The 13,404-nt window shown below is 33.3% G+C and carries 12 protein-coding genes and 1 tRNA gene; 2 read left to right on the forward strand and 11 right to left on the reverse strand.

The genetic code is table 11. From position 1 onward, the window contains the following. Positions 1–3: 3 nt before the first annotated feature. The 3 genes from CaldiYA01_RS10000 to CaldiYA01_RS10010 form a co-directional block, all read right to left on the reverse strand. Positions 4–1,224, reverse strand: a complete 1,221-nt coding sequence (locus tag CaldiYA01_RS10000) for a HEAT repeat domain-containing protein (protein WP_207179271.1) — start codon at positions 1,222–1,224, stop codon at positions 4–6. Further along, positions 1,214–1,981, reverse strand: coding sequence for a response regulator (locus CaldiYA01_RS10005; RefSeq protein ID WP_207179273.1), 768 nt, complete (start codon positions 1,979–1,981; stop codon positions 1,214–1,216). Before CaldiYA01_RS10005 ends, CaldiYA01_RS10000 begins: the two co-directional genes overlap by 11 nt. A gap of 137 nt (positions 1,982–2,118) precedes the next feature. Then, positions 2,119–2,206, reverse strand: a tRNA-Leu gene (locus CaldiYA01_RS10010). A gap of 228 nt (positions 2,207–2,434) precedes the next feature. Between CaldiYA01_RS10010 and CaldiYA01_RS10015 the strand changes: the two genes are divergently transcribed. Then, the gene (locus CaldiYA01_RS10015; protein ID WP_207179276.1) at positions 2,435–3,580 is read left to right on the forward strand and encodes a DUF58 domain-containing protein; all 1,146 of its coding nucleotides are present in this window, start codon (positions 2,435–2,437) and stop codon (positions 3,578–3,580) included. 77 nt (positions 3,581–3,657) lie between these two features. Here the strand turns inward: CaldiYA01_RS10015 and pulA are convergent, their stop codons facing one another. Next, positions 3,658–6,135, reverse strand: a complete 2,478-nt coding sequence (gene pulA / locus CaldiYA01_RS10020) for a type I pullulanase (RefSeq protein WP_207179279.1) — start codon at positions 6,133–6,135, stop codon at positions 3,658–3,660. A 181-nt stretch (positions 6,136–6,316) separates the two neighbouring features. Here pulA and CaldiYA01_RS10025 point away from each other — a divergent pair, with 181 nt between their 5' ends. Further along, on the forward strand, positions 6,317–7,966 hold the full coding sequence (locus CaldiYA01_RS10025; RefSeq protein ID WP_207179281.1) for a putative bifunctional diguanylate cyclase/phosphodiesterase: 1,650 nt from the start codon (positions 6,317–6,319) through the stop codon (positions 7,964–7,966). 13 nt (positions 7,967–7,979) lie between these two features. On the opposite strand, the gene rimI is transcribed toward CaldiYA01_RS10025, so the two are convergent. The 7 genes from rimI to queD are packed head-to-tail and all read right to left on the reverse strand — an operon-like array spanning position 7,980 to position 13,390. Next, positions 7,980–8,423, reverse strand: coding sequence for a ribosomal protein S18-alanine N-acetyltransferase (rimI, locus tag CaldiYA01_RS10030; protein WP_207179284.1), 444 nt, complete (start codon positions 8,421–8,423; stop codon positions 7,980–7,982). Then, entirely contained in the window at positions 8,420–9,085 is a 666-nt protein-coding gene (gene tsaB, locus CaldiYA01_RS10035; RefSeq protein WP_207179287.1) for a tRNA (adenosine(37)-N6)-threonylcarbamoyltransferase complex dimerization subunit type 1 TsaB, read from the reverse strand. The genes rimI and tsaB overlap by 4 nt, the downstream gene beginning before the upstream one ends. After that, positions 9,066–9,539 carry a tRNA (adenosine(37)-N6)-threonylcarbamoyltransferase complex ATPase subunit type 1 TsaE gene (gene tsaE / locus CaldiYA01_RS10040; protein ID WP_207179290.1) on the reverse strand — a complete coding sequence of 158 codons (474 nt, stop codon included), beginning with the start codon at positions 9,537–9,539 and terminating at the stop codon, positions 9,066–9,068. The genes tsaB and tsaE overlap by 20 nt, the downstream gene beginning before the upstream one ends. 19 nt (positions 9,540–9,558) lie before the next feature. Further along, entirely contained in the window at positions 9,559–10,725 is a 1,167-nt protein-coding gene (locus tag CaldiYA01_RS10045; protein ID WP_207179292.1) for an amidohydrolase, read from the reverse strand. Positions 10,726–10,760: 35 nt separating this feature from the next. Further along, positions 10,761–12,200 (reverse strand): hypothetical protein, encoded by a 1,440-nt coding sequence (locus CaldiYA01_RS10050; protein WP_207179294.1) that lies wholly within the window; start codon positions 12,198–12,200, stop codon positions 10,761–10,763. 60 nt (positions 12,201–12,260) lie between these two features. Further along, the gene (gene folE2 / locus CaldiYA01_RS10055; protein WP_207179296.1) at positions 12,261–13,031 is read right to left on the reverse strand and encodes a GTP cyclohydrolase FolE2; all 771 of its coding nucleotides are present in this window, start codon (positions 13,029–13,031) and stop codon (positions 12,261–12,263) included. Next, a complete protein-coding gene (gene queD, locus CaldiYA01_RS10060) occupies positions 13,028–13,390 on the reverse strand; it encodes a 6-carboxytetrahydropterin synthase QueD (protein WP_207179298.1) in 363 nt (120 codons plus the stop codon). The genes folE2 and queD overlap by 4 nt, the downstream gene beginning before the upstream one ends. Between the last annotated feature and the right edge of the window lie 14 nt (positions 13,391–13,404).

Here is a 13,404-nt window from a genome sequence, read left to right on the forward strand (position 1 = left end):
TTGTTATTCACTACCTCTTTCTTCAGTTATAAGATATTCAAATCCTTCATCGTTCAGTCTTTGATAAAAGCAGTATGGGTTAGACAATTTGAGTATTTTAATTATTTCTAAAGCTATATCTTTTTCTTGTTCAGTTCTGTAATTCAAAGCACTCTTAATAATATAATCAAAATTTTCTGGACTATAAAACACTTCTCTTAATTTGTCCTTTGCAAATTTATCGTTTGTTGAATAGTAAAATTTTAGAAGTTCATTTAATATAACTGGTCCAAATTCAGAAAGCATTTTTCTTGCAAAATCTCTCATATAAAACCAGTCGTCTTCAAGAGAGGCAAGTAAATACTTTAATGAACTCTTAGGCGAAATATTGCTCAGCGCTCTTAATGCACGTAACTTCACAAAATTTATTTTTTCGTTTTGTATAAGGGTTTCAAGTTTTTCTTTGCAGTTTCTACATCCTATTTTTTCAATCACTCTGCAAAAAGCTGATCTGACTTCTGCTGATGGATGGTTTATAAGAAAATCAATCTTTTCTAAATCATCTAATGCTGCAATCTCTGAAAATATATTCAAACATGATATTAGAACCTTGTCCGATGGGTTTTCTTTTATGACGTATAAAATAATATCTTTTATTTTTTCACCACCAAAAACTGTAAAAAATTCCATTCTTCTTCTAACTGCATCTGGATATTTATCAATGTTTAGAAAAATTGTCTTTAAATAAGGTTTAAAAATATTTAAATTTTGTATTTCATCTATGTTTTTGAAAATGGCTTCTACAGTTGTATCTATTAGATATGGCTCTTTAATACTAATTTTTAAAAGCTTTTTAAGATCATCTTCTTCGCCCACTATACTTATAACTTTTGCAAACCTAAGTTTTTGAACTTTATTACCTTTTTGAACCATCTCAATAGCAATATTGAAAAAGTTCAAATTCTTTAAAGCTGTATATAGCCGATTTTTTTCTTCTCCATTTACCCATGAATAATATATGTTTATAATATCACTCAGAATGTAAATGTTCGAAGAATCAATATTATTTTTCTTTCCTGTTATTACATCATAGACATTTTCGCTATAATTCCTAAAAATTTGCTTTATTTTTTTTTGATTTATACTATTTACAACTTTGTATAAAAAAACAACTCCCGAAGTTATAACTAAAAGAATAACAATAATAATAATACACAAGATAACAAAATTAATATTATTTGTCATTTAATTCACTCCAAAGTTCTAAAACTTTCTTTAGAAGAATTAATCTTTTATTATCGCTCAAAATTTTGAATATAAAGTAATAAGTCTCTCCCTTGGTATTAAGTCTTATAATCGAATAACTATTCAAATTTATTTTAATTTTATTCTCATCGTTTAAATAGCCAATAACCTTTTTAATTTCAAATTCACCAAAACCTCTGTTATAAATCACCTCTTTTGAGGTACTATTTAAAGCTAAGAAGCGATATGAAGCAAAATATTCCGATAAAAATTCATCTACAATTTTGGGAACTATAAAGATATGCTTGTTCGTCATTTCATTCAAAATAGAAATAAGATGTACAATCTCATTAACATGCAAATATTCATCCTGAGTATACAATAATGACCGTACCATATTATAAACTTCTAAAGTTGAAAAAGGCTTAGGGATAACTCCAATAGCCCCAAGCTCGTACGCTTTTGATCTTGTTGCACGGTGAATATTACTACTGAGCAAAATTACTGGAACGTGAGCTTTAACAGAACTTTTTTTAATAGTTCTCAAAACTTCAAATCCACTGATTTTAGGCAAGTTTGTATCTATTATTGCAACATGAATATTATTTTCACCAATTTTGTTCAAAGCTTCTTCACCATCAGCAGCCTCAAAAAATACAAAGTGATGTACTGAATCAAAACAATTTTCAAACCTTTCAATTATTGCTTTTCTTATGTATTCATTTTCATCTGCAATCAATACATTTTTAACTATCATAGATTGTTCTCCTATGTTTAGTACCATCTTAATTTCTTATTACCCCTTGTTTTTAATTTAAAAACAACAAAAATAAAAACCCCTTTTTTTAAAACCATTAAAAGGTCCAAAAAGGGGTTTTTTTATTTTACATCTTCTGGTGCCGAAGGCGGGAGTCGAACCCGCACGGCCTCTGCGGCCACTGGATTTTGAGTCCAGCGCGTCTGCCAGTTCCACCACTTCGGCACATTTTCCTTTTGAATTTTCAAGCAAGATTGATTATATCATAAATTTTTGAGGTTGTCAAAGCGGTAGATTTTGATAAAATCCTGCCGGTAGATTGAATTACCAACTTCATTTTACCGTCTTTCAAGGTAAAAAGTCAAGGGTCTAAAAGTGGAAATTTCTAATTTTAATATTCAGACTGTTAGGTTATAATAGAAATAAATTCAAAAAAAGCGTGAGGTTATTTGTATGGAAACCTTTTGGCTGTTTATAATATGCTCTCTGTTATTTGCTCTGAACTTTTTTGTAACTAAAAAGTTCGGACTCAAAAGTGTAGAGTATGAAATCTACTTTGAAGAAAACAAAAAATCTGAAGGCGATGAGATTCATATTGTTGAAAGAATTTACAACGGTAAGGCTCTACCACTTCCATGGGTAAAATCTGAATTTGAAGTTTCAGCATCATTTTTTATGGAAAACGCAAAAAATTACGTAATAGGTGATAAACTAAGGTACATCAGTATCTTCTTTCTTCTACCTTACCAGCAAATAGTAAGGCGGCATAAGTTTGTTGCAACAAAAAGAGGATTTTATAAGCTTGACAAAATATATCTTGTCACTGGTGACCTTTTCGGTCTTTCAATGGATGACAGGTGCTACTATGTGAATTCCAATATTACCATTTACCCTGCATTTTTGGACTTGAAAAGAAATCTTTTGCCTCGTTCCAGCCTTTCTGGCGAAGTTGTGGTAAAAAGACATTATTATGAAGATATATTTCACTTTGCAGGAATAAGGGAGTATCAGTCTTTTGACTCTTTCAACAAAATAAACTGGAACGCGACTGCAAAGTATAATACTTTGATGGTAAACAAGTACGAATATACCTCATCAGGTGATGCTTTAATACTTTTAAATGTCCAAAGTTCAGAGTACGAAAGAAAAGAGGTTTTTAACAAAAACGCTATTGAACTTGGAATAAAAATTGCAGCAAGCTTGGCAAAAGAATGTTTGGATGCTCATACTCCAGTTGGTTTTGTTTGCAATGGTATAGATGAAGAAACTCTTGAGCCGCTTGAGATTTTGTTGCCATCCCAAGATTCAAATCAGCTTTTAAAAATTCTCGAAACCCTTGCACACATTAAAATTCAGGTAAACGAATATTTTGAGGCTTTGCTTTATCAAGTTTTAAGAAATTACAACTTTCGTGAGCTTTTTATAATAACTTCTTTTGTTAACAAGGAAATGGAGGACTCTATTCTTCTTTATTCCTCGCTCGGAGTTAAGTTTACTATTATTCTTCTTGAATATGATGAGAAAGCTTTAAACTTAGAATCAGAAAATGTAAGAATTTACCTTGCAAAACATCATCTTTTAGAAAGCGCCAGAGTATAAGTAAAAATCGCCGCAGGCAAATTCTATTTTTGTTTTCGCACCTGCGGCTTAATATTTTTTGGGATACCAAAAAGATATCATTTCTGATACGCTATAAAAAGACTAATAGGTGCAATTTCAAAACTGCCTATCGCTTCCAGCTCATTTTCTTCTGAAAATATAACACCATCATTTGCTTTTATCTTCCATATTCCTTCAGGAAGTGTAACTGACTTCTTTTCTTTAAAAGGATTGTAGGCAACAATTATTCTTTTCCATGCATCATAAGGATATGAAATCAAAAAAGCCACAACACCATCAGGTGCTGGCAAGAATTTTAGATATTTTCTTATTTCACCTGATGAACGCATTCTAAACGCCATATGTTCCCTTCGCAGTTTTATAAGGTCACAATAAAATTTAAAGGTGTCATAGAATTTTTCTTTTAAACTCCAATCAATCTTGTTTATACTATCCCCTGCGTTATATGTGTTTGGGTGTCCACCTTTACTTCTGTTAAGTTCAACTCCTCCATGCAAAAACGCAATGCCCTGAGACGTCAAAATGATTGCATTTGCCAACCGACACGCACGGTCAATCCAGAATATATCTTCACCAACCATTGTCTTTTGTGCCTTGTCAAAAAGTGTTAAATTGTCGTGACATGAAACATAATTTACACATTCATCTGGTTCCTTTGCAAAATCATCAATGGCTGCATTTATACCTTGTTTTAGTCTCTCAACATCAGAAAGATTTCCATGCATATACCCTGTCTTAAAACCATCTAAATCTCCTCTTATGCTATCCCTTATTCTATCATTAAAAAGACCTATAGAGTAACCTTGATGTGCTGTAGATTCAATAGTTGTTCTTTCTTCCAAAAGGCAAAGACTATCTCCCATAACCCACCCTTCACCATAAATAAGAGCATTAGGATTTCGCTTCCGCACTTCTTTTGCAATCATTCTCATAGTAAGTGCATCAATAAGTCCCATCAAGTCAAATCTAAAACCATCTATATGAAACTCTTCTGTCCAGTATATTATAGTATCAAGTATAAATTTTCTTACCATTGGTTTTTCTGTCGCGATTTCATTGCCACATCCTGTCGCATTCGAATAGTCACCATAGTCATCTATCCTGTAAAAATATCCAGGAACAATCTTGTCAAAAATTGAGAATTTCTCACCCTTTATATGGTACGTGTGGTTGAAAACAACATCCATCACAACGCCTATGTCATTTTGGTGCAAGGTCTTAATCATGGTTCTAAGCTCTTTTAATGCCTCAATTCCACCACTTTTTGTTGAATACCAGTACTCTGGACACTGGTACAAAACAGGGTCATATCCCCAGTTGTACTTTTTGTCAGGATTTTTATCATCAACACTTCCAAAATCAGAAATGGGAAGAAGATGAATATGGGTAATTCCAAGCTCTTTTAGATGTAACAGACCGGTTGAAAACTTTTCTTTGTAAAGGCTCTTCTGGCAAAGACCTAAAAACTTTCCTCTAAATTTTTCATCTACACCTGAGGTTTTATCAATTGTAAAGTCTCGCACGTGCATCTCGTAAATGATAGCATCTTGTTGTTTTTCTATCGTTTTCACAAACTCATCCTGTTGCCAGCCTTCAATAAGCGTATCTGCCGGGTCAAATATAAAAGATTTTTGAGAGTTTGAGGAAGAAGCTTTTGAGTAAGGATCAGGAACCTCATACACTATAAACCCTTCGTCCTCATCATAATTGTAATGCCAAACCTCATAAAGATAGTAGTGGTGTTTTAAGTCACCTGTAAGATAGATGTTCCATGTACCATTCTCAGAACGTACCATCTCTTTTTCGAATCTGAAATTTTCGCTTTCATCAAATATTTTAACCTTAACTTTATATGCAGTAGGGGCCCATAGTTTAAAGTATGTGCCATATGGTTCATATTTCATTCCAAGCTCATCTGGATAAAAAAACTCAGACCTTGTTAAAATTTCTCTTGGTCTTGCCCAGATATGTTCTAATTTATAGACAACCTTGTATTTTAAATTTGGCAGTAGCTTCTTTGAGGTAATAATTTTTATCATATTTGCAAAAGCAGTTTCTCTATCAAAGTACTCAGTTATAACAATATCATTACCAAATCCCGGTGGATACCAAAGTCTTTGACTCGCACCTTCTGCAAATTTGAATTTCTGACCTATCTTTATTTCTTTTAAATCCTTTATAAGTTCATATCTATTTCTCAATTTAGAATATGTCATCTCCCACTCAGGTGAAATTTGCCAGTCGTTCATTTCACCAATTACAAAAACTGGTTTTCTGTATGGTTTTCTATGATAATTAAAATGTCCTTCTTTTAAAACAAACCTTATCTTTCCCTTTTGTTCGCATATCTCATAACCTCTTGTTTCCGCTTCAGCTGGATTGTCAGAGTGAGGAATTATTTTGTCTATTCCTTGTATGTCTATTTCTTCATCATTTAAAAACACTTTAAAATCTTCTTTCTTAACAGAGTGAACCATTTGAGAAAGTACAACAACTATCTCATCAAAATCATCTATATATGCTCTCACTATCATTACAACCACCTGTCTTTTTCTAAAAGTTATATTATGCAACAAGTAAAAATTATATATCATTATATACCCTTTTGTAGAGTCTAATAATTAACAAAATTTTTAAATTGGTTTTTAAAATTATTTTTAGTGGGTATAAATATTTGAAGAAAATGTATTTTTAAAATAAAAGTGGTGATAAATAATGTCAGAAAAAAATAAAGATTTAAATTGCAAAGCAAACAACTATGCAGCAAAAATTTCTATATTGTATGCATTAATTAGCGCTTTGTGGATATTGATTTCAGATACACTCACAGCTAAAATTTTCCCAACCAAAAATTTTCTTGCTATTCTTTCTATTATAAAAGGATTACTTTTTGTAACAGTCACAGCAAGTCTTTTGTATTTTCTCATACGGAAAAAAATTTACTCATTATACCTTTCTGAAAATAAACTTCACACTGCGTTAGAAGAACTCCAAAAAACCAATAAAGAACTTGCAAAAACTCAAGAAAAACTTGTTATACAATACAAAAAACTTGTGAAAAATCAGGAAAAAATAAAAGAGCTTGCTTACTTTGATCAGTTAACTAACCTGCCAAACAGAAACCACTTTTTATTGGCACTTGACAAAGCAATAAAAGATGCAAGTTTTAAAGGACAACAAATAGCCCTTATATGTATTGATATTGATGACTTTGGAAAGATTAACAATACACTTGGTCATGCCACAGGCGATGTAGTGTTAAAAGAAATAGCAAAGCGATTAAAAAATATAGTAAGTGATAATGGATTTGTTGCACGACTAACAGGCGATGAGTTTGGAATTATTATTTACAACTTTCTCGATTTAAATGTTCTCAACTATTTTATTTATAAAATCTTTAACTCATTCTCAGCTTCATGGGAAATAATGGAATATGATTTTTACATCACACCAAGCATGGGTATTGCGATATACCCCTCAGATGGACAGGATAGCATATCACTTTTAAAGAATGCTGATAAGGCTTTAAAACTTGCCAAAGAAAAGGGTAAAAACACATTCTGCTTTTATAATCTGGAAATGGACAATATACTTCAGCAACGACTGGAATTTGAGTCAGATTTGAGAAAAGCAATCGAAAAAGGTCAGTTTATTCTTTACTATCAACCAATCATAGACTTCAGAAAAATGAGGATATGCGGTGCAGAAGCTCTTATTCGTTGGCTTCATCCTCAAAAAGGTCTTGTTCCGCCTACTTCTTTCATACCAATAGCAGAGCAAACAGGACTTATTTCGCAAATCGGCAAATGGGTGGTTGTAAAAGTTATTTCTGATATGAAGAATATAAAAAAGTCAATAGATTATAATTTTTATGTATCATTTAATGCATCGTTGAGAGAATTTTCAAGCGCAAATTTTGTGGATGATATTATATACACAGTTGACTCGCTTAATGGCGACTTTTCTTCCTTAGGCATTGAAATTACTGAATCTGTTGCAATGGCAGATATTCAAAGCACTATACAAACTCTAAATACTCTCAGAACAAGAGGTATGAAAGTATTTCTCGATGATTTTGGAACAGGTTATTCCTCTCTTAATTATCTAAAGCAGCTTCCCATTGACGTGGTGAAAATCGACAGAAGTTTTATAGCCAATATGATTATTGACATAAAAGAACAAAAAATAGCTGAAAGTCTGATTAACCTTTCTCATATCTTAGGTCTAAAGGTTGTGGCTGAAGGTATTGAAGATAGTCAACAAGCTGAAATACTAAAATCTTTTGAGTGTGATTTTGGACAGGGGTATTTGTTCGGAAAACCTCTTCCAAAAGACCAATTTATAGAATTTGCTAAGAGATTTTGAATTATATTAAATTCTAAAGCCACAGCCACATAATTATGGCATCATCTGGTGGATTTGAATAATAATTTTTTCTTATACCTTCCTCCACAAATCCAAAACTTTTATAAAGCGAAATGGCAACATGGTTTTTGCTTCTCACCTCAAGCGTAAGGCCAACCAAACCATTTTTTTTTGCATATGAAATGAGGGCAGAAAGAAGAAGTTTCCCTATCCCCTGCCCTCGTTTTTGAGGATGTACAGCAATATTTGTAATGTGCCCTTCGTCTACAATATGATGCATTCCTGCAAACCCCCAAACTTTGCCATCTTCTTCATATACATAATATATAGCCGACTCATTTTGAACCTCATACTCAAAGCTTTCTTTGCTCCATGGCACAGGAAACGATAAAACTTCTATCTCGTGCACCATATCAATGTCTTTTCTTGTCATTCTTCTTACTCTGCCTTTTATCATGTATTGTGATCCCTCTCTGCATATGATTTTTTTAAATAAACAGGAACAAGATTAAAGTGCGAACAAACCTTACCTTCTTGGGCAAATTCATAAGCCAGAATTCCAACATTTGATGCTTTTTGATACTGCAAAAACTTAGGCGAAATTTTAAACTCAGAAAAATCATAAATGTCCAAACCTTCGCCAAGCAAAATAGGTTCATACTTTTTTGCAAGCTCTTTTGCTTCTTCAATATCGAGTATTGAAGTCGGATGATATGTTTTAAGCTTACCATTTTCAAATTTAAAAATTCCAGTAAATACCTTTTGCGACTTCGCATCCAAAATGGGCATCAGAAAATCTGAACAAGCCCAAAAGTTATAGCAAAGAGCCATCAAAGTATCAATGCCTACACATGGCTTTGAAGTTGCATAGCAAAAACCTTTTATTGTTGAAACACCAATTCTAAGTCCGGTAAAAGAACCAGGTCCTATTGATACCGCAAATAGGTCAATATCATCTATTTCACTTGAGGCATTTTTTAATACCTTGTCAATTAAGTCGATTAACATCACAGAGTGGACAAGTTTTGTGTTAAGAACTATCTCAGAAATTATCTTGTAATCTTCCAGCAAAGCAGCGCTTGCAACCTTGCCAGATGTCTCAATCGCCAATATCTTCATCTTTTTCTATCACATCCTCAACATTTTTGTATTTTTCTCCAACACCTGTTATTAATATTTTTCGAACATTTTCATCTATCTTCAGAATCTCAACCTTTAAATATTCCTTTGGATGAAGCCTTTTCAACTTATCAGCCCACTCAATTATCACAATACCATCACCATAAAAATATTCCTCATACCCTATATCTTCAAGCTCTGTCTCTTCAATCCTGTAAATGTCAAAATGATAAACTAAAATGTCATCTTCCCCTTCATAAACATGAAATATAGTAAATGTTGGACTTGAAATATCTTCAATTCCAAAAGCCTTGGCTATCCCCCTTGTCAGTGCAGTTTTTCCGCTGCCAAGTTCTCCTTCTAAAGTAATAATAGCACCTTTGAAAAGATTTCTTCCAATGTTATAGCCAATCGACACTGTCTCATCATACGAATAAGACATTATCTCCTTCATTTTTCATAATTTCCCCTTTTTATTTGCGATGATATACAACTTTACCATCAATCAAGACATATTCAACCTCAGAAAATATGTCAAAAGGATGACCCTTGTATATTACAATATCAGCATCTTTGCCTTCCTTTATACTCCCAACTCTGTTATCAATTCCTAAAATCTTTGCAGGGTTTATGGTAATTGCTTTTAGAGCCTCTATTTCATCCATTCCGCTTTTGCATGCAAGCGCGCAACATAAAATAAGATATTTTTGCGGAATTACAGGATGGTCTGTCATAATAGCAACAAGAATGCCTTCTTTAGAAAGTATACCTGGATTTTTAAAATCAAGGTTTTTAAGCTCAACCTTTGACCTATCAGTAAGGTTTGGTCCAACAATACACGGAATATTTTCTTGTTTTAGTTCATCCACAATCAAATATCCGTCTGTGACATGGTCAAGGGTGAGATTTACATCAAATTCTTTGGCAATTCTTATTGCCGTGAATATGTCATCTGCCCTGTGAGCATGTGCTTTCAGCGGAATTTCTTTTGTCAAAACCTTTATAAGACTTTCACTTTTCATATCAAACTCTGGCATATCTTTTTCCTCATCCTGCTGAGCCTCAAGTTTTTTATTTAGGTACTCTCTTGCTTTAAAAAGTGCCTCTCTTAAGATTGCAGCAGTTGCCATGCGTGTTTGAGGCATCTGATGTTTTTCGTGGTATACGCTCTTTGGATTTTCACCAAATGCAACCTTCATTGCAGCAGGTTCTTTCACAACCATTTTGTCAACTCTCTTGCCAAACGTCTTGATGACACAAAACTGCCCGCCTATCACGTTAGCGCTTCCCGGTCCTGTTGCAACACATGTAACACCACCTTCAATTGCCTCTTGAAAACTTCTGTCAAACGGATTTATAGCATCAATTGCTCTTAAGTGTGGCGTGACAGGGTCTGAGTCTTCGTTACCATCAGCACCTTCAAACCCGACAGAGTCTTCCCACATTCCTATGTGTGAGTGCGCATCTATAAACCCTGGAAAGACAAGCCTGCCTGTTGCGTCTATTACTATGCTACTATCTTCATTTATGTTTTGGTCAACCATTGCTATCTTGCCATCTTTAATAAGTATATCGCCTTTTTCAATAATTCCTTTTTCATCCATTGTGTAAATTTTTGCATTTTTTATTAAAATGTCCATCGTTGCAGCTTTCCTCCTTTGAACATATTGCAAGTTTATTTTGTTGCATGCATAAGATAGGTCATATCAAATTTAGGTTTTAGCGCTAAATGTGCCTCAACAGGTTTCTGGTATAGGTACACATTCCCATATTCTTTTGTCAAAACATAAACCTCTTCAAATCCACTTGATTTTATGAGATTTATATACTCAGATGGACTTTTTAGAGTTTTTATCTTCTCCATAAACTCTGGTCTTATGCCCAAATCAAAATCAAGTTTTAATACTTCTCCAGAAAGTTTATCAAATGTAATTTCAAGCTTCCCATTTATTATGTAGGCATTTCCTATATAGAGCTTGTAACTCACAGTGTGCTGATTGTCATTTTCGAATATATAAGATTTTGCAACAACATATTTTCCAGTAAGCACTTGCATAATCTGTTCAGCTCTATCGTTTAAGACCTTTGAGTCAACCTTTTTTATTTCACCAGATGATTTTAAATCTGCTATAGCTTTTAATATGTTCCCGTACTTGTCGGTAGCTATCTTTACAGTGCCAAAAAAACTTTTTTTATTGTATGAGTATTCACCGCCTGAAGAAATACTGAATTCGGTAGAAGAAAAAGAAATACGTCTTGCCTGTGAAGAAAGTAGATTTAAAATCTTTCCAAATTTCAACTTTACATATTCAATTTGTGCTTTTTTTTGAGCATACTCAACATAGTTATTGTAATCCCGAATATTTAAAGCGCTTGGAGTTAGATTTATCTGTGGATACACTTTACCATCAACAAAGTCATAGTAGACATCCTTTAATCCAAGTATATTATTCATTGTTGTATACTTCAAAAAAGAATCACTGCTCAAAACAGGAACTACCTTTATACTGTTCAAGACTTTGTTTTCCTCATTGCCTTTTTTGCCTGCATTTTTAAAGTTAATATCTTGATGCCAGTTTATACTAAACTCTAAAAGTTCACCATTATCTTTGTTAAGTACAACCGTTGCCCAGTTCCCTAAAACCCTTTTGTCGCCTTCATATCGATTAAAAACACAAATGTAGGCGTTTTGCATTGATGCTACCTCAATCTCAACATTTCCTTTTGTGTACGGCGCAAATTTGTATAAAAGCTTGAAAGCTTTTGGTTTTACATCGGTAATCGAAAACCTGGTAACTGTATCTGAAGGAGTAAATTTTTTAAAATATACTATCGACTGGTCTTCTTTCATGTATATTTCATATTTTGATTTCGAGTCTTCAAAAAGGTATTTGAACATAAAGGTATCGTCAGGTAACTTCTCAACAACAATGTTGTCTTCAACAAGATTTGCATTTTTCAGTTCAAACATATTTTTTATATAGGTTATGTTGTCATTTTGGGTTGGTATATCTTTGATTATAAAATTTCTAATTAGAAGGATTATAAACAAAATTCCAAATACAAACGCTGCAATACTTATCCCAAGTCTTTTTGTATAAATCTTTATCTTCATAACAATCGGTTTTTAAAAACCTTCCCTCGCTTTTCAAAACAGATTGTTACTTTAATTGTATCATTTTGTTATTTCACCTTCAATATACGCAAAGGCATTGTGGTTGTGAATACTTTCAATTGACTCCACAAAAACCCTATACCATTTTATTCTATTATCTTCCTTTACTTTTAAAACAACTTCTCTTAAAAGGTCTTCAACAAAGCGAGGGTTCTGGTAAGCTCTCTCTGTTACCCATTTCTCGTCAGGTCTTTTTAAAATAGAATAAAGAGGACATGATGCAGAAGCTTCTGCAATCTCAACAAGTTCCTCAATCCACATAAACTTCTTCATCCTCACCTCTATCGTCACATAAGCTCTCTGGTTGTGAGCCCCATACTCCGAAATTTCTTTTGAGCATGGACACAGAGTGTGAACAGGAACAATCACACCCACTTTAAGGTCAAATTTCTGGTCTTTTTCAGCTTCAAAATAACAGTCAACTTTAAGTGGTGAGAGGGTCCCTGTCACAGGTGTTCTTTTGTTGATAAAGTAAGGAAAATCAAATTTTATATAGGCTTTTTCTGAATTAAGCTTTTCTTTTATTCTATCCAAAAGTTTTTCTATCTCTTTAGGTCCCACAACTTTTAGCTCATCTATAGCTTCAATGAACCTGGACATGTGCGTGCCTCTGATATCACCTTTTAGCTCTGCAGCAGCAGTGATTTTTGCAATTGTTGTCTGAGTTTTGTTTTCTCTATCCATTACAACAATCGGCCAGTTTAAATCTTTTATCCCAACTTTTTGAATACTGATACCACGAAGGTCTTTCTGGCTCTGAACATCAATCATTCATCTTCACCCCTGTATATGACGCTACTGTCCTCTGTCTCCCACACTTCAATTTCATAAAGCTTGACGCCTTGTTCCTCTATCTTTTTGCTCAGTTTTCCCCATATCCACTTTGCAATGTTTTCAGCAGTAGGATTTTCTATAATATCGTTTATATATGCATGGTCTAAGATGTCAATCACTTCATCCTGTACAATCTTCTTTAAAAGCACAAAGTCTATCACCATGTCCTGGTTATCGGGTTTTCCTTCCACTGTCACAACAAGCTTGTATGTGTGCCCGTGAAGGTTTTCACATTTTCCATTGTACTTTGTGAGATTATGCGCTGCATCAAATTTGAAGATTTTTTTGAGAAGCATAACACAATCTCCTC

This window comes from Caldicellulosiruptor diazotrophicus (assembly GCF_017347585.1).
Classification (GTDB): Bacteria; Bacillota; Thermoanaerobacteria; order Caldicellulosiruptorales; family Caldicellulosiruptoraceae; genus Caldicellulosiruptor; species Caldicellulosiruptor diazotrophicus.

Coding starts and splice junctions, on each gene's coding strand:
- CaldiYA01_RS10000 (WP_207179271.1), bottom strand. CDS start 1,224: ATGACAAATAATATTAATTTTGTTATCTTGTGTATTATTATTATTGTT.
- CaldiYA01_RS10005 (WP_207179273.1), bottom strand. CDS start 1,981: ATGATAGTTAAAAATGTATTGATTGCAGATGAAAATGAATACATAAGA.
- CaldiYA01_RS10015 (WP_207179276.1), top strand. CDS start 2,435: ATGGAAACCTTTTGGCTGTTTATAATATGCTCTCTGTTATTTGCTCTG.
- pulA (WP_207179279.1), bottom strand. CDS start 6,135: ATGATAGTGAGAGCATATATAGATGATTTTGATGAGATAGTTGTTGTA.
- CaldiYA01_RS10025 (WP_207179281.1), top strand. CDS start 6,317: ATGTCAGAAAAAAATAAAGATTTAAATTGCAAAGCAAACAACTATGCA.
- rimI (WP_207179284.1), bottom strand. CDS start 8,423: ATGATAAAAGGCAGAGTAAGAAGAATGACAAGAAAAGACATTGATATG.
- tsaB (WP_207179287.1), bottom strand. CDS start 9,085: ATGAAGATATTGGCGATTGAGACATCTGGCAAGGTTGCAAGCGCTGCT.
- tsaE (WP_207179290.1), bottom strand. CDS start 9,539: ATGAAGGAGATAATGTCTTATTCGTATGATGAGACAGTGTCGATTGGC.
- CaldiYA01_RS10045 (WP_207179292.1), bottom strand. CDS start 10,725: ATGGACATTTTAATAAAAAATGCAAAAATTTACACAATGGATGAAAAA.
- CaldiYA01_RS10050 (WP_207179294.1), bottom strand. CDS start 12,200: ATGAAGATAAAGATTTATACAAAAAGACTTGGGATAAGTATTGCAGCG.
- folE2 (WP_207179296.1), bottom strand. CDS start 13,031: ATGATTGATGTTCAGAGCCAGAAAGACCTTCGTGGTATCAGTATTCAA.
- queD (WP_207179298.1), bottom strand. CDS start 13,390: ATGCTTCTCAAAAAAATCTTCAAATTTGATGCAGCGCATAATCTCACA.